Origin of the sequence: Mycobacterium sp. TKK-01-0059, assembly GCF_000709305.1 — a bacterium.
Classification (GTDB): Bacteria; Actinomycetota; Actinomycetes; order Mycobacteriales; family Mycobacteriaceae; genus Mycobacterium; species Mycobacterium intracellulare.
Genome location: NZ_KL446993.1, coordinates 2,401,865 through 2,418,053 on the forward strand (window position 1 = coordinate 2,401,865; position 16,189 = coordinate 2,418,053).

At 66.8% G+C, this 16,189-nt stretch carries 16 protein-coding genes; 13 read left to right on the plus strand and 3 right to left on the minus strand.

Annotated elements, in window-relative coordinates; all coding sequences use genetic code 11:
* Window positions 1-4: 4 nt before the first annotated feature.
* The gene (locus K883_RS11635) at window positions 5-1,168 is read right to left on the minus strand and encodes a steroid 3-ketoacyl-CoA thiolase (RefSeq protein WP_008263648.1); all 1,164 of its coding nucleotides are present in this window, start codon (window positions 1,166-1,168) and stop codon (window positions 5-7) included.
* A gap of 159 nt (window positions 1,169-1,327) precedes the next feature.
* Between K883_RS11635 and K883_RS11640 the strand changes: the two genes are divergently transcribed.
* From K883_RS11640 to K883_RS11670, 7 genes are all read left to right on the plus strand, one after another.
* Window positions 1,328-2,578: a cytochrome P450 gene (locus K883_RS11640; RefSeq protein ID WP_036454524.1), complete on the plus strand. Its 1,251-nt coding sequence runs from the start codon at window positions 1,328-1,330 to the stop codon at window positions 2,576-2,578.
* A 19-nt stretch (window positions 2,579-2,597) separates the two neighbouring features.
* Window positions 2,598-3,611 carry an acyl-CoA dehydrogenase family protein gene (locus K883_RS11645; protein WP_036455429.1) on the plus strand — a complete coding sequence of 338 codons (1,014 nt, stop codon included), beginning with the start codon at window positions 2,598-2,600 and terminating at the stop codon, window positions 3,609-3,611.
* Window positions 3,602-4,765: an acyl-CoA dehydrogenase FadE29 gene (gene fadE29, locus K883_RS11650; protein ID WP_036454526.1), complete on the plus strand. Its 1,164-nt coding sequence runs from the start codon at window positions 3,602-3,604 to the stop codon at window positions 4,763-4,765. Before K883_RS11645 ends, fadE29 begins: the two co-directional genes overlap by 10 nt.
* Window positions 4,762-5,724, plus strand: a complete 963-nt coding sequence (locus K883_RS11655) for a bifunctional MaoC family dehydratase N-terminal/OB-fold nucleic acid binding domain-containing protein (RefSeq protein ID WP_036454528.1) — start codon at window positions 4,762-4,764, stop codon at window positions 5,722-5,724. Before fadE29 ends, K883_RS11655 begins: the two co-directional genes overlap by 4 nt.
* Window positions 5,721-6,122, plus strand: coding sequence for a MaoC family dehydratase (locus K883_RS11660; RefSeq protein WP_008263666.1), 402 nt, complete (start codon window positions 5,721-5,723; stop codon window positions 6,120-6,122). Before K883_RS11655 ends, K883_RS11660 begins: the two co-directional genes overlap by 4 nt.
* On the plus strand, window positions 6,123-7,304 hold the full coding sequence (locus K883_RS11665; RefSeq protein ID WP_014710854.1) for a lipid-transfer protein: 1,182 nt from the start codon (window positions 6,123-6,125) through the stop codon (window positions 7,302-7,304). It abuts the gene before it with no gap.
* A 118-nt stretch (window positions 7,305-7,422) separates the two neighbouring features.
* Window positions 7,423-8,298 carry a hypothetical protein gene (locus K883_RS11670; protein WP_014710855.1) on the plus strand — a complete coding sequence of 292 codons (876 nt, stop codon included), beginning with the start codon at window positions 7,423-7,425 and terminating at the stop codon, window positions 8,296-8,298.
* A 46-nt stretch (window positions 8,299-8,344) separates the two neighbouring features.
* Here the strand turns inward: K883_RS11670 and K883_RS11675 are convergent, their stop codons facing one another.
* Both K883_RS11675 and kstD read right to left on the minus strand, forming a co-directional pair.
* Window positions 8,345-9,205, minus strand: coding sequence for a MaoC/PaaZ C-terminal domain-containing protein (locus K883_RS11675; RefSeq protein ID WP_014710856.1), 861 nt, complete (start codon window positions 9,203-9,205; stop codon window positions 8,345-8,347).
* 1 nt (window position 9,206) lies between these two features.
* A complete protein-coding gene (kstD, locus tag K883_RS11680) occupies window positions 9,207-10,889 on the minus strand; it encodes a 3-oxosteroid 1-dehydrogenase (protein ID WP_014710857.1) in 1,683 nt (560 codons plus the stop codon).
* A 73-nt stretch (window positions 10,890-10,962) separates the two neighbouring features.
* Between kstD and K883_RS11685 the strand changes: the two genes are divergently transcribed.
* The 6 genes from K883_RS11685 (at window position 10,963) to K883_RS11710 (ending at window position 16,159) form a co-directional block, all read left to right on the plus strand.
* Window positions 10,963-11,748 (plus strand): 2-keto-4-pentenoate hydratase, encoded by a 786-nt coding sequence (locus K883_RS11685; protein ID WP_036454530.1) that lies wholly within the window; start codon window positions 10,963-10,965, stop codon window positions 11,746-11,748.
* A 51-nt stretch (window positions 11,749-11,799) separates the two neighbouring features.
* Entirely contained in the window at window positions 11,800-12,732 is a 933-nt protein-coding gene (locus K883_RS11690; protein ID WP_014710858.1) for an acetaldehyde dehydrogenase (acetylating), read from the plus strand.
* On the plus strand, window positions 12,729-13,787 hold the full coding sequence (gene dmpG / locus K883_RS11695; RefSeq protein WP_008263680.1) for a 4-hydroxy-2-oxovalerate aldolase: 1,059 nt from the start codon (window positions 12,729-12,731) through the stop codon (window positions 13,785-13,787). The genes K883_RS11690 and dmpG overlap by 4 nt, the downstream gene beginning before the upstream one ends.
* A 62-nt stretch (window positions 13,788-13,849) precedes the next feature.
* Window positions 13,850-14,152, plus strand: coding sequence for a hypothetical protein (locus K883_RS11700; protein ID WP_008263682.1), 303 nt, complete (start codon window positions 13,850-13,852; stop codon window positions 14,150-14,152).
* A gap of 88 nt (window positions 14,153-14,240) precedes the next feature.
* The gene (locus K883_RS11705) at window positions 14,241-15,380 is read left to right on the plus strand and encodes a hypothetical protein (RefSeq protein ID WP_036454533.1); all 1,140 of its coding nucleotides are present in this window, start codon (window positions 14,241-14,243) and stop codon (window positions 15,378-15,380) included.
* Window positions 15,377-16,159, plus strand: coding sequence for an SDR family oxidoreductase (locus K883_RS11710; protein ID WP_014379034.1), 783 nt, complete (start codon window positions 15,377-15,379; stop codon window positions 16,157-16,159). Before K883_RS11705 ends, K883_RS11710 begins: the two co-directional genes overlap by 4 nt.
* The last annotated feature ends 30 nt before the right edge of the window (window positions 16,160-16,189 follow it).

The following is a 16,189-nucleotide window of genomic DNA, read 5'->3' on the forward strand; positions in this document are numbered from 1 at the left end:
GGAACTAGATGCGCTCGATGATGGTGCCGGTGGACAGGGCGCCGCCCGCGCACATCGTGATCAATGCGGTGGTCTGGTCGGTGCGCTCCAATTCGTGCAGCGCGGTGGTGATCAGCCGGCTGCCGGTCGACCCGACCGGGTGGCCGAGCGCGATGGCGCCGCCGTTGACGTTGACCCTGGCCATGTCCGGCTCGTGCACCCGCGCCCAGGACAACACCACCGAGGCGAACGCCTCGTTGATCTCGACGAGGTCGATGTCCCCCATCTTCATGCCGGCCTTCTCCAGCACCTTGGCCGTCGACTGCACCGGTCCGTCGAGGTGGTAGTAGGGCTCGGCGCCGACCAGCGCCTGGCTGACGATGCGGGCGCGTGGCCGCAGGCCCAGAGCCTTGGCCTTGTCCTCGTCCATCCACAGCACGGCCGCCGCGCCGTCGGAGATCTGCGACGACGTTCCCGCGGTGTGGATTCCGCCCTCGAGGACCGGCTTCAGCGCGCTCAGACCCGACAGGGTCGTCTCGCGCAGGCCCTGGTCGCGGGAGATGGTGACACGCTCCGACGTCGGCTGCTTGTTCTCGTCGAGCGCCGGGGCCTCGATCGGGGAGATCTCACGGTCGAAGCGGCCCTCGTCCCAGGCCTGCTTGGCCCTGGCCTGCGAGTTGAAGCCGAACTCGTCGATCTCCTCGCGGGTGATGCCACGCCGCTTGGCGATCCGCTCGGCGGCGGTGAACTGGTCGGGCAGGTCGATGTCCCACGACGCGGGCCGCAGGATGCTGCGGTCGGGGCCCGCGTTGGCGCCGAGGCCGACGCGGCTCATGGCCTCGATGCCGCACGCGATACCGATGTCGATGGCGCCGGCGGCGATCAGCCCGGCGACCAGGCCGTTGGCCTGCTGGCCGCTGCCGCACTGGCAGTCCACGGTCATGGCGCCGACGTGTTCGGGCAGCCCGGCCACCAGCCAGCTGACCCGGCTGATGTTGTTGGACTGTTCGCCGTACTGCGTGACGCAGCCGCCGATGACCTGTTCGACGTCGCCGGCGTCGATGCCTGCCTTCTCGACCAGCGCCTTCTGCACCGCACCCAACAGCTCGGTGGCGTGCAGCCCTGACAACCATCCGTTGCGCTTGCCGATCGGGCTGCGGGTGGCTTCGACGATTACCGGGTTACCCATGACGCCAGGCTAGAACACGTTTCATTACTATGACAAGCGAGGATGCGTCGCCGCCTTTTGTCTGCGGTGGAGGCATGTTTTACTGGCACCAGAGCATCACTAGGACAGCTAGTGTCCTGGGATCGCGAGTCATCGAGGACTGTAGTTAGGAGAAGTAGCGTGCCCAGTCCGAATCTTCCGCCCGGGTTTGATTTTCTCGATCCGGACGTCAGTGTCAAAGGCCTCCCGGTCGCGGAGTTGGCCGAAGTGCGCAAGTCCGAGCCGATCTTCTGGGTAGACGTCCCGGGCGGCACGGGCGGTTTTGGCGACAAAGGCTATTGGGCCATCACCAAGCACAAGGACGTCAAAGAGATCTCTGTGCGCAGTGACATCTTCTCGTCTCAGCAGGACTGCGCCATCCCGGTGTGGCCGCAGGAGATGACGCGCGAGCAGATCGACCTGCAGCGCAACGTCATGCTCAACATGGACGCCCCGCACCACACCCGGCTGCGCAAGATCATCTCGCGCGGCTTCACCCCGCGGGCCATCGGACGGCTGCGCGACGAGTTGGACGCCCGCGCGCAAAACATCGCGAAGACGGCCGCCTCGTCGGGCTCCGGCGACTTCGTCGAGCAGGTCTCCTGTGAGCTGCCGCTGCAGGCCATCGCGGGTCTGCTGGGTGTTCCGCAGGAGGATCGGGACAAGATCTTCCGCTGGTCCAACGAGATGACCGGCAACGAAGACCCCGAGTACGCGCACATCGATCCCGCGATGTCCTCGGCCGAGCTGATCATGTACGCGATGAAGATGGCCGAGGAGCGCGCCAAGAACCCCGGCGACGACATCGTCACCCAGCTGATCCAGGCCGACATCGACGGCGAGAAGCTCTCCGACGACGAATTCGGGTTCTTCGTGGTCATGCTGGCCGTCGCGGGCAACGAAACCACCCGGAACTCGATCACGCACGGCATGATCGCGTTCGCGGACAACCCCGACCAGTGGGAGCTGTTCAAGAAGGAGCGCCCGGACACCGCGCCCGACGAAATCGTCCGGTGGGCAACGCCGGTCACCGCGTTCCAGCGGACCGCGCTGGAGGACTACGAGCTGTCCGGTGTGCAGATCAAGAAGGGTCAGCGGGTCGTGATGTTCTACCGTTCGGCCAACTTCGACGAAGGGGTCTTCGAGGATCCGCACAGCTTCAACATCATGCGAAACCCCAACCCGCACGTGGGCTTTGGCGGCACCGGTGCCCACTACTGCATCGGCGCCAACCTGGCCCGGATGACGATCAGCCTGATCTTCAACGCCGTGGCCGACCACATGCCGGACCTCAAGCCGATCTCCGCGCCCGAGCGGCTGCGGTCGGGGTGGCTCAACGGCATCAAGCACTGGCAGGTCGACTACACCGGCAAGTGCCCGGTGGCGCACTGATATGGCGGCCGAAGCCACGATGGATTTCGATCTCACCGCGACACAACAGGCGGTCGCCGACGTCGTGACGTCGGTGTTCGAGCGCGAATTGAGTTGGGAGGCTTTGGTCAACGGCGGCGTGACGGCGCTGCCGGTGCCCGAGCGCCTCGGCGGTGACGGGGTGGGATTGCCCGAGGTCGCGACCGTGCTGACGGAGATCGGTCGCCACGGCGCGATCACGCCGGCCCTGGCCACCCTGGGTTTCGGTGTGGTCCCCCTGCTTGACCTGGCTTCCGAGGACCAGCAGGACCGGTTTTTGGCGGGCGTCGCCAAGGGCGGCGTGCTGACCGCGGCGCTCAACGAACCCGGCGCCGCGTTGCCGGACCGGCCGTCGACCACGTTCGCGGGCGGCCGGCTGTCGGGCACCAAGGTCGGCGTCGGCTATGCCGGACAAGCGGATTGGATGATCGTCACCGCCGACAGCGCGGTGGTCGTGGTGTCGCCGAAGGCCGGCGGCGTCGAGGTGGTCCAGACGCCGACCTCGAACGACTCCGACGAGTACACGGTCACGTTCACCGACGTCGCCGTCGAGGACGCCGATGTCTTGGCCGGCGCCACCGCGCAGCGCGTCAACCAGCTGGTGCTGGCTTCCATCGGCGCCTACGCCGACGGGCTGGTGGCCGGGGCGCTGCGGCTGACCGCCGACTACGTGGCCAACCGCAAGCAATTCGGCAAGCCGCTGTCGACCTTCCAGACCGTGGCCGCACAGCTCGCCGAGGTCTACATCGCATCGCGCACCATCGATTTGGTGGCGAAATCGGTCGTGTGGCGGCTGTCGGAGGGGCGGGATGCCGACGACGACCTCGATGTCCTGGGGTATTGGGTCACCTCGCAGGCGCCGCCGGTGATGCAGCTCTGCCATCACCTGCACGGCGGCATGGGCATGGACATCACCTATCCGATGCACCGGTACTACTCCACGATCAAGGACCTGACCCGGTTGCTGGGCGGTCCTTCTCATCGTCTCGATCTGGTGGGAGCGCAATGTTCATAGACCTGACCCCGGAGCAGCGCCAGCTGCAGGCGGAATTGCGGGAATACTTCTCGAACCTGATCTCGTCCGACGAGATGAAGGCGATGGAGCAGGACCGTCACAACGAGGCCTACCGCGCGGTGATCCGCCGGATGGGCCAGGACGGCAAGCTCGGCGTCGGGTGGCCAAAGGAATTCGGCGGCTTGGGTTTCGGCCCGATCGAGCAGTCGATCTTCGTCAACGAGGCGCATCGCGCCGACGTGCCGCTGCCCGCGGTCACGCTGCAGACGGTCGGTCCGACCCTGCAGCAGTTCGGCAGCGAGATGCAGAAGAAGAAGTTCCTGCCGGCGATCCTCGCCGGCGAGGTGCACTTCGCGATCGGCTACACCGAGCCCGAGGCCGGTACGGACCTGGCCTCGCTGCGGACCACCGCCGTGCGTCACGGCGACGAGTACATCGTCAACGGGCAGAAGGTCTTCACCACCGGAGCCCACGACGCCGACTACATCTGGCTGGCCTGCCGCACGGACCCCGAAGCCGTGAAGCACAAGGGCATTTCGATCCTGATCGTCGACACCAAGGATCCCGGTTACTCCTGGACGCCGATCATCCTGTCCGACGGCGCCCACCACACCAACGCCACGTATTACAACGATGTGCGGGTGCCCGCCGACATGCTGGTCGGCGAGGAGAACGGCGGGTGGCGGCTGATCACCACCCAGCTCAACAACGAACGTGTCATGCTCGGCCCGGCCGGGCGTACCGCGGGCATCTACGACCGGGTGCACGCCTGGGCGTCCAAGCCGGGAAGTGACGGGGTCACCCCGATCGACCATGCCGACGTCAAGCGCGCGCTCGGCGAGATTCACGCGATGTGGCGGATCAACGAGCTGCTCAACTGGCAGGTGGCCGCCGCCGGGGAGGACATCAACGTCGCCGATGCGGCGTCGACCAAAGTCTTTGGTACCGAGAAGATTCAGTACATAGGCCGGCTCGCCGAGGAGATCGTCGGCAAGTACGGTAACCCCGCCGATTCTGCCACCGCTGACCTGCTCAACTGGCTGGACTCCCAGACCAAGCGCAACCTGGTGATCACGTTCGGGGGCGGTGTGAACGAGGTGATGCGCGAGATGATCGCCGCGGCCGGACTCAAAGTGCCGAGGGTGCCTCGATGACCGATATCAAGGAAGCGGTTGCGGAGATCACCGCCACCGTCGTCGCTGCCCCGCGCGAGGCCCGGGATCCGGTGAACCAGCCGACGATCAACAACTGGGTCGAGGCGCTGGGCGACCGCAACCCGATCTACGTCGACGAGGCCGCGGCCAAGGCGGCCGGTCATCCCGGAATTGTCGCCCCGCCGGCCATGATTCAGGTCTGGACGATGTTTGGCCTGGGCGGGGAACGCCCGACCGACGACCCCATGGGCCCGATCATGCAGCTGTTCGACGAGGCCGGCTACATCGGCGTGGTCGCCACCAACTGCGAGCAGACCTACCACCGGTATCTGCGTCCCGGCGAGCAGGTCACCGTCGTGTCCGAAATGCGCGACGTGGTCGGCCCCAAGCAGACCGGGCTCGGCGAGGGCTGGTTCATCAACCAGCACATCACGTGGCGGGTCGGCGACGAGGATGTCGCCGAGATGGCCTGGCGAATCCTGAAATTCAGGCCCCGCGATGATTCCGGCGCGACCGCATCGGTCCCTCAGGACCTGGACGCCGACGCCATGATGCGTCCGGCGGTCTCACGCGACACCGCCTTCTTCTGGGAGGGGGTGGCGGCGCACGAGCTGCGTATCCAGCGCCTCCCCGACGGCACCCTGCAGCACCCGCCGGTGCCCGCGGTGTGGCAAAACAAGGCCGAGCCGATCGATTTCGCGGTCGCCAGCGGCCGCGGCACGGTGTTCAGCTACGTGGTGCACCACGCACCGAAGGTGCCCGGGCGCACGCTGCCGTTCGTGATCGCACTGGTCGAACTGGAAGAGGGCGTCCGGATGCTCGGCGAGCTGCGCAACGTCGACCACGCCGAGGTCAAGATCGGAATGCCGGTCCGCGCAACCTATATCGACTTCCCGGCCGGTGAATCCGGGCCCGCGTGGAGCCTCTACGCCTGGGAGCCCATGGGAGACGAAGCATGAGCGCACCCGTTGTCGAAGTGGGCACCACCCTGCCCGAACTCAAGCTGCATGGCACGCCGACGTTCATCATCTCGACGGCCCTGGCCACCAGGGACTTTCAGGACGTGCACCACGACCGGGACCTGGCGCAGGCCAAGGGTTCCAAGGACATCTTCGTCAACATCCTCACCGACACCGGGCTGGTGCAGCGCTACGTCACCGACTGGGCGGGCCCGACGGCGCTGATCAAGTCGATCGGCCTGCGCCTGGGTGTGCCGTGGTACGCCTACGACACCGTGACGTTCTCCGGTGAGGTGACGGCCGTCGACGACGGCCTGATCACGCTGAAAGTGTTTGGCCGCAACAGCCTTGGCGATCACGTCATCGCGAACGTGACGCTGACGATCGGGGGCGCATAGATGTCAGCGGGCTTATTGAACGGCCGAGCCGCGATCGTCGGGATCGGCGCTACCGACTTCTCCAAGGACTCCGGCCGCAGCGAGCTGCGGTTGGCCGCCGAGGCGGTCCTGGATGCCCTGGACGACGCCGGGCTGAGCCCGTCCGATGTCGACGGGTTGACCACCTTCACGATGGACACCAACAACGAGACCGCTGTGGCACGCGCGGTCGGCATCGGTGACCTGACGTTCTTCTCGCAGATCGGTTATGGCGGCGGCGCCGCCTGCGCGACCGTTCAGCAGGCGGCGCTCGCCGTGGCCACCGGCGTGGCCGACGTCGTCGTCGCGTACCGGGCGTTCAACGAGCGATCCGGCATGCGGTTCGGTCAGGTGCAGACCCGGTTGGTGGGAAACGCCGGCGTGCAGGCTGATTCGACGGCGGCGGACAACTCGTTCTCCTACCCGCACGGGCTGTCCACGCCCGCCGCACAGGTCGCGATGATCGCCCAGCGCTACATGCACCTGTCCGGGGCGACCAGCCGGGACTTCGGCGCGATCTCGGTGGCCGACCGCAAGCATGCGGCCAAGAACCCGAAGGCCTACTTCTACGAGAAGCCGATAACGATTGAAGACCACCAGAATTCGCGGTGGATCGCCGAGCCGCTGCGGCTGCTGGACTGCTGCCAGGAGACCGACGGGGCGGTGGCGATCGTGGTGACGTCGCCCGAGCGGGCGAAGGACCTCAAGCAGCGGCCGGCGATCATCGAGGCGGCGGCGCAGGGCTCCAGCCCCGACCAATACACGATGGTCAGCTACTACCGGCCCGAGCTCGGTCTGCCCGAGATGGGGGTCGTCGGGCAGCAGTTGTGGGCGCAGTCGGGGCTCAAACCGAGCGACATCCAGACCGCCGTGCTGTATGACCACTTCACTCCGTTCACGCTGATTCAGTTGGAGGAGTTGGGATTCTGCGGTCGCGGTGAGGCCAAGGACTTCATCGCCGACGGGGCGATCGAGATCGGCGGCCGGCTGCCCATCAACACCCATGGTGGCCAACTCGGCGAGGCCTACATCCACGGCATGAACGGCATCGCCGAGGGTGTGCGGCAACTGCGGGGCACCTCGGTGAACCCGGTGCCCGATGTCGAGCACGTGCTCGTCACTGCGGGTACGGGCGTGCCCACCTCGGGCCTAATCCTCGGCTAAGGCGCGCTTCGCCCCCGCCGAGCGCCCGGCTGGCCGGGCGTTCGACGCCCAACGCCCGTCTGGCCGGGCTTTGGACAGCTGAAGTGACGCGGCTGGTTTAGCATGCGACGCTGCGGCGATGGGCGAGCCATTTGTCGGAAGTGAAGCCGTTGCGGGTGGACTGCTGACCAAAAGTCAACTGGAAGCCCGCTACGTCAGGCTGTTTCGAGACGTCTACATTGATCGCGACGCCGAGCTCACCGCGGCAGTGCGCGCCAAGGCCGGCTGGCTGTGGACAGGCCGACGGGGGATTGTGGCGGGCTTCTCGGCGGCCGCGCTGTACGGGAGCAAATGGATCGACGACCGAAGAGCTGTGGAGGTGATCCACGACAATCACCATGTCGCGGCGGGGATACAGCTGCACAGAGACACCGTCGAAGCGGACGAAATCGAGACGATCGACGGCGTAGCGCTTACATCACCGACGCGGACAGCGCTCGACCTCGGCTGCTGGTACCCGACGATGACCGCCGTGGCAGGTATCGATGCGCTTGCACGAGCGACGGAGATCAAAGCCGCTGATATCGAGCTGCTCGCCCGAAGGTACACCGGACGCCGAGGCATTGCGCGAGCGCGGCGGGCGGCGGAGCTATTCGATGCCGGCGCCCAGTCGCCCAAAGAGTCATGGCTGCGCGTTGTCTTGATCCAAGCCGGCTTGCCGAAGCCGCAGACACAGATCCCGGTGCTCGACGAATTCGCCAGCCCGATGGCCTATCTGGACATGGGCTGGGAGGACATCATGGTCGCCGTCGAGTACGACGGCGACCATCACCGCAGCGATCATTCACAATTCGGCTGGGATATTCGGCGCTTGGAGCGGCTGCAACGCAAAGGCTGGATCGTAGTCCGGGTGGTCGCTGGTGATCGGCCCGCCGACATTGTCCGCAGGGTTCTCGCCGCGCGTGCCGGCCGAACTCCCGTCCACGCGGGCGCTCGCAATCGAGCGCCCAGCTAGCCGGGCGCTCGCCGCAAAGCAAAAGAGAAAGGCGCGCCCGAAGCCGTTAGGCCGGGACGAGTTCGACCCCGGAGAGCACGACGGCGTTGTCGCGCGAGGGCGCGACAACGCTGGCCAAAAAGCGGCCGCCCTCCTTCCAGATGCCGACCTTGAGCGTTTCGCCGGGGAATGCCACCCCGGCGAAACGCGCACCGTAGGCGGCCACCGCGGCGGTGTCACCGTCGAGCAGCGCGTCGGTGATCGCCTTGCAGGTCATGCCGTACGTGCACAGCCCGTGCAGGATCGGCTGCGAAAAGCCTGCGGCAGCGGCGAATTCGGGATCGGAGTGCAGCGGGTTGCGGTCGCCACACAACCGGTAGAGCAGCGCCTGCTGCGGCAGGATCGGCACATCGACCTCCAGGTCGGGGGCCCGCTCGGGCGCGGCGTCGCCGCCCGACGGGCCGCGCTCACCGCCGAAGCCGCCCTCGCCGCGGGCGAAGATCGACCGTCGCTGCGTCCACAACAGCGTGCCGTCCGGCGCGGTCACCGTCGTCTCGCTCCAGATCACCGCGGCCTTGCCCTTGTCCCAGATGTCGGTGAACCGGGTGACGGCCTTGGCCGAGCCCGACGGCGGCAGCGGCCCGGGCACCTCGACCCGCTCGCTGGCGTGCAGCACCTTGCTCAGCTCGATGTCGATGCCCGGGAACTGCACGGTCGGCGGTTTCGTGGCGTGGAAGGTGGCGGCCACGTTGCCGAACGTGGGCAGCACCTGCGGGGTGTCGTCGACCAGGTAGCGCAGCTCGCGCGGATCCATCGGGTCCGCGCCCGCGCCCAGGCCGAGGTGATAGAGCTGCACATCGCTGCTGGCCCAAGAGAATTCGATGGGGTCCAGCTCGGCGTTCAGCGCGACGTCTACGTCGATGGGCATGTCAGTTCTCTCCCGCTATGTGCAATGCCGCCAGGTAGCCGAACGTCATGGCCGGGCCGATGGTGCCACCCGGACCGGGGTACGTGTGGCCCATCACCGGCGCGCTGACATTGCCGGCGGCGTAAAGGCCTTCGATGATACTGCCGTCGTCGCGCAGCGCCCGCCCGTGGACATCGGTCCGGATGCCGCCCTTGGTGCCCAGGTCGCCGGGCACCATCTTGGCGGCGTAGTACGGCGCGTGGCTGATCTCGCCGAGGTTGGGGTTCGGCTTGTTGGTCGGGTCGCCGTAGTACCTGTCGTAGGCGCTCTCGCCGCGGTGGAAGTCCGCGTCGACACCGGAGCGCGCGAAACCGTTGAAACGTTCCACGGTGGCGGTGAATTCGTTCACCGGAAGACCGGCCTTCTGGGCCAGCTCCGCCAGCGTGTCGGCCGTGATGATGACGCCCGACTCCAGCCACTTGCGCGGAATGCGTTGTCCGGGCTGCAATCCCGCAAAGATGTAGCGGTCACGGTACTGCTGGTCGAAGACCAGCCACGCGGGGATGTTCTCGCCCGGCCCGGGTCCCTGGCCATATTCGCCGCCGTACATGTGGTGGCAGGCCTCGACGTAGGGCATCGACTCGTTCATGAATCGCTTGCCGGACATGTTGACGATGATCGATCCCGGCGAGTTGCGCTCCGACAGCGCGAACCACGGCGCGCCGACCAGCGGGACGGTCGGGCCCCACCAGGCATCTTCCATCAATTCCAGTCCGGCGCCCAACTTTTCGGCGGCGACGATGCCGTCGCCGGTGTTCGCGACCGCGCCCACCGTCCATTCGGTGGTGATCGGGGCGCGCTGGTATTTCACCCGCATTTGTTCGTTGTGCTCGAACCCTCCCGACGCCAGGATCACCCCGCGTCGGGCCCGGATCAGCCGGGGCTCACCCGATTCGGCATCAGCGGCGCCGCGCACATAGACCCCGCGCACGACGCCGTCTTCGACGTACAGGTCGGTCAGCGCGGTGTTGAGCACCACCGGAACGCCGGCGCGTTGCAAGCCGATCCGCAGCGGTCCGATCAGTGCGCGCCCCATGCCGACGAGGTTCTTGCCGGTCGCCTTGGCCCACATCGTGCGCGCGCCGACCTTCAGGCTGCGCAGCACGCCGCGCGGGTGACGCTTCAGTTGGTTCAACCGCACGTAATCCTGTTGCATCACCACAACGTTGAGCGGCACTTTGCCGTACGCGGGCTCCAGGCCGGACTCGTCGGCGCCGAGCTTGCGGGCATCGAACGGCTTCGGCTCGATCGACCGGCCTTCCGCGCGCCCGCCGGGCGACTCGGGGTAGTAGTCGGAATACCGGGGCACCCAGCACATCTTCAGCGGTGTGTGCTTGAGCACGAACGACAGCATCTCGGGCCCGCGCTCGAGGTAGGTGTCGATGCGTTCGGGCTCGACGACGCTGCCGACGATCCCGTGTAGATAGGTGCGGGCCGCCTCGGCGGTGTCCTTGACCCCGTCACGCTTGAGCACTTCGTTATTTGGGATCCAAACGCCGCCGCCCGACCGTGCGGTCGAGCCGCCGAAGTGTGGGGCCTTTTCGATGACTATGGTGGAAAGACCCCGGTGAGCGGCGGTAAGGGCGGCCACCATGCCGGCCCCGCCGCTCCCGACCACGACGACGTCGTACTCCTGCGCTGACATGTAGAACACGTTATAGAATTGCCCGGGGCGGCCGCTACTGGCCCGGGTCGACCGTACGAGGAGACGTAGAGAAATGCTCAGTGTTGCTACCCGCGACGAGCTGGCTGCGGACTTGGCGCAGGCCGAGCGGAGCGGTGAGCCGATCGCCCCGCTGACCGCGGCCTACCCGGACATCGACGTCGTCGACGCCTACGAGATCCAGCTGATCAATATCCGGCAGCGGGTCGCCGAGGGGGCGCGGGTGCTGGGCCACAAGGTGGGGCTGTCGTCGAAAGCCATCCAGCAGATGATGGGCGTCGACGAGCCGGACTACGGGCATTTGCTCGACGAGATGCAGTTGTTCGAAGACACCCCTGTCAAGGCGAACCGCTACCTGTATCCGCGGGTGGAGGTCGAGGTCGGCTTCATATTGAACGCCGACCTGCCGGGAGCCGGTTGCACCGAGGACGACGTGCTGGCGGCGACCGAGGCCTTGGTCCCGTCCATCGAGTTGATCGACACCCGGATCACCGACTGGAAGATCGAGCTGTGCGACACCATCGCCGACAACGCGTCGTCGGCCGGTTTCGTGCTCGGCGAGGCCCGGGTTTCCCCCCGCGACATCGACGTCAAGGGGATCGACGCGGTGCTGCGCTGCAACGGCGAGGTCGTCGCGGAGGGCCGCACCGACGCGGTGCTGGGCAACCCCGTCACCGCGGTGGCGTGGCTGGCCCGCAAGGTCGACGGGTTCGGTGTGCGGTTGCGCAAGGGCGACGTGGTGCTGCCCGGATCGTGCACGCGAGCCATCGACGCACACCCGGGCGACGAGTTCGTCGCCGACTTCGTGGGCCTCGGTTCGGTGCGGTTATCGTTCGAATAGGCTCGAATTAAATCGACTAACTTAAATCTCAGCAGTTCGAAAAGGGGCATCATGCCGTCTAAGGCGAGTGTGGCCATTGTCGGGTCGGGCAACATCAGCACTGACCTGCTTTACAAGTTGTTGCGATCGGACTGGCTGGAGCCGCGCTGGATGGTCGGCATCGACCCCGAAAGCGAGGGCCTGGCGCGGGCCCGCAAGCTGGGTTTGGAGACCACCCACGAGGGCGTGGACTGGTTGCTGGCGCAGTCGGACAAGCCCGATCTGGTGTTCGAGGCGACCAGCGCCTATGTGCATCGCGACGCCGCGCCCAAGTACGAGGCCGCCGGCATCCGGGCCGTCGACCTGACGCCCGCCGCGGTGGGTCCCGCGGTGATCCCGCCGGCCAACCTGCGCCAGCACCTGGATGCGCCCAACGTCAACATGATCACCTGCGGCGGGCAGGCCACCATCCCGATCGTGTATGCGGTGTCGCGCGCCGTCGCCGACCTCGGTGGGGTGCCGTACGCCGAGATCGTCGCCTCGGTCGCCTCGCTGTCGGCGGGGCCGGGAACCCGGGCCAACATCGACGAGTTCACCAAGACCACCAGCAAGGGCGTGGAGACCATCGGTGGCGCCAAGCGGGGCAAGGCGATCATCATCTTGAACCCCGCCGATCCGCCGATGATCATGCGCGACACCATCTTTTGCGCCATTCCCGAGGACGCCGACCGCGACGCGATCGCCAAGTCCATCCACGACGTGGTGGCCGAGGTGCAGACCTACGTTCCCGGCTACCGGCTGCTCAACGACCCGCAGTTCGACGACCCGTCGATCAACTCCGGCGGCCAGGCGCTGGTCACCACGTTCGTCGAGGTCGAGGGGGCCGGCGATTACCTGCCCCCCTATGCGGGCAACCTGGACATCATGACCGCCGCGGCGACCAAGGTCGGCGAGGAGATCGCCAAGGAATCCTTGACCGCGACGGCCGGAGGAGCGCAATCATGACTACCGACATCTTTTTCAACCCGGTCTGGGACGTGCGGATGACGGACACGTCGCTGCGCGACGGCTCGCACCACAAGCGCCACCAGTTCACCAAGGACGAGGTCGGCGCGATCGTGGCCGCCCTGGACGCCGCGGGTGTGCCCGTCATCGAGGTCACCCACGGCGACGGACTGGGTGGCTCGAGCTTCAACTACGGGTTCTCCAAGACCCCCGAGCAGGAGCTGATCAAGCTCGCCGCCGAAACCGCCAAAGAGGCCAAGATCGCCTTCTTGATGCTGCCCGGCGTGGGCACCAAGGAAGACATCAAAGAGGCCCAGAACAACGGCGGTTCGATCTGCCGGATCGCCACGCACTGCACCGAGGCCGACGTCTCGATCCAGCACTTCGGCCTGGCCCGCGAACTCGGCCTGGAAACCGTCGGCTTCTTGATGATGAGCCACACCATTTCGCCGGAGAAGCTGGCCGCCCAGGCCCGCATCATGGCCGACGCGGGCTGCCAGTGCGTCTACGTGGTCGACTCGGCCGGGGCGCTGGTCCTCGAGGGCGTGCGGGACCGGGTCGCGGCGCTGGTCGCCGAACTCGGTGACGACGCCCAGGTCGGCTTCCACGGGCACGAAAACCTCGGACTCGGGGTGGCCAACAGCGTCGAGGCCGTGCGCGCCGGCGCCAAGCAGATCGACGGCTCGTGCCGCCGCTTCGGGGCCGGGGCGGGCAACGCCCCCGTCGAGGCCCTGATCGGGGTGTTCGACAAGATCGGCGTCAAGACCGGCATCGACTTCTTCGACATCGCCGACGCCGCCGAGGAGGTCGTCGCCCCAGCCATGCCCGCCGAGTGCCTGCTCGACCGCAACGCCCTGATCATGGGCTACTCCGGGGTGTACTCCAGCTTCCTCAAGCACGCCATCCGCCAGGGTGAGCGCTACGGCGTCCCGCCGCATGAGCTGTTGCACCGGGCCGGCCAGCGCAAGCTCATCGGCGGCCAGGAGGACCAACTGATCGACATCGCGCTGGAGATCAAGCGCGAGCGAGAAAGCGGCGCCGCCGCCGCGCGCTGACCTGCCGCTTCACCCGGAGCGCGCACAGGCTACGCAAAGGTAGCGCGCGTAGCCTGGTGGGCATGAGCACATCCAAGACAGTCGGTACTCGTGGCCGCGGACTCTTCGGCCTGCTCGCCGGGGGGTTACTGACCGCGACCGCCGCGACGATGATCGCGCTGCCAGTGGCCAGCGCGGATCCCGGGTGCAATCAGGACGTGGGCAGTTCCATCGACTCGTACCTGCAGCGGCACCCCGACCTCCATCAGCAGCTGATCGACAAGTCAAAGGGCGAGGGTGGCAACGGCAGCGTGATCGACTACCTGAACCGGCATCCCGACGTACGTCAGCACCTGATTCAGCTGTCCCACGCGTGCCCGCCCTAGCGAACCCGCATCGTCGTGCAACCCCGCAGCCGACGCGCGGGAATGTTCGCCATTGACGAAAAAGTAGAACACGTTCTAGCGTCTAGGCGTGTCCGTAACTTCCTTTTCCGGCCCGCTCACCCACGCGATCGCTGAGGCCGAGGAGCTGGTGGCCGCCGCGCCGCACATCGAGTCCGAAGCCGACCTGCTCGAAGGGCTCCAATATCTGGCCGGTTGTATCGCGGCCTGCACGCATCTGGCCTTCGACTACGACCGCGACCACCCCTTCCTGCAGTCGGGGACCGGGCCGTTCACCAAGATGGGCCTGGACAACCCCGACACGCTGTACTTCGGCACCCGGGTGCACGCCAACCACGATTACGTCGTCACCGGCAGGCGCGGCACCACCACCGACCTGAGCTTCCAGCTGCTCGGCGGCGAGTACACCGACGACAACGTGCCCGTCAGCCAGGCCGCGTTCGACGACCGGGAGCTGCAGATCGCCCCCGACGGCAGCTTCGAATGGCGGTTTCGGCCGACCGACCCCGGCCAGCTGGTCATCCGCGAGGTGTACGGCGACTGGGCCGCGCAGCGCGGCACGCTGGCCATCTCCCGGCTGGACACCGCGGGCACCGCGCCGCCGCCGCTGAGTCGCGAAACCATCGAAAAGCGTTTTGCCACAGCGGGAAAGCAGCTGGTTAACCGGGTGAAGACGTGGCTGCAGTTCCCGCAGTGGTTCTACTTCAACATCCCGGTCAACACGATGGTCGCGCCACGGTTGACGCCCGGCGGCCTGGCGACCCAGTATTCGTCGGTGGGGCACTACGAGCTGCGGCCCGACCAGGCGCTGGTGATCACCATCCCGGCCACCGACGCTCCCTACCTCGGCTTCCAACTGGGCAGCCTGTGGTACATCTCGCTGGACTACATCAACCACCAGACCTCGCTGAACAACACTCAGGCGCAAGCGGATCCGGACGGCAAGGTGCGCATCGTCGTCGCCGACCAGAACCCCGGCGTGACCAACTGGGTGGAGACCCTCGGACATCGGAAGGGCATCCTGCAGTTCCGGTGGCAGCGGGTGTCGCGACAACTCACCGACGCCGACGGCCCCACCGTCGAGCTGGTCGACATCGACGCCGTGCCGGCGGCGCTGCCGTATTTCGAGCACAACAAGATTTCCGAGGACGAATGGCGTGCGCGGATTGCGCTGCGCCACCAGCAGATTCAGGCAAGGATGTTGGGATGACGAAGTTGCTCGACGGCAAGGTGGTGGTGATCAGCGGCGTCGGCCCGGGTCTGGGCACGACGCTGGCGCACCGATGCACACGGGAAGGCGCCGACCTGGTGCTGGCCGCCCGCACGCCGGAACGCCTGGACGACGTCGCCAAACAGATCGCCGACCTCGGAGGCCGGGCGACCACGGTGCGCACCGACATCACCGAGGACGATCAGGTGAGCAACCTGGTCGATGCCACCTTGGAGGCCTACGGCAAGGTCGACGTGTTGATCAACAACGCGTTCCGCGTACCGTCGCTGAAGCCGTTCTCGGGCACCAGCTTTCAGCACATCCGCGACGCGATCGAACTCAGTGCGCTGGGCGCCCTGCGGCTCATCCAGGGATTCACGCCGGCGCTGGCCGAGTCGAAGGGCTCGATCGTCAACGTCAACTCCATGGTGCTGCGGCACTCGCAGGCGAAGTACGGCGCCTATAAGATGGCCAAGTCCGCGCTGCTGTCCATGTCTCATTCGCTGGCCACCGAGCTGGGCGAGCAGGGAATCCGGGTCAATTCCGTTGCACCCGGCTATATCTGGGGCGAGACGCTGCAGGGCTACTTCAACCACCAGGCCGGCAAGTACGGCACCACGGCCGAGCAGATCTACCAGGCCACCGCGGCGGGCTCCGACCTGAAGCGGCTGCCGACCGAGGACGAGGTGGCCTCGGCGATCTTGTTCATGGCGAGCGACCTGTCCAGTGGCATCACCGGGCAGACCCTCGACGTCAATTGCGGGGAGTACCACACCTGATGTCCGGCGCTGACGATGCAGAGCGATGCG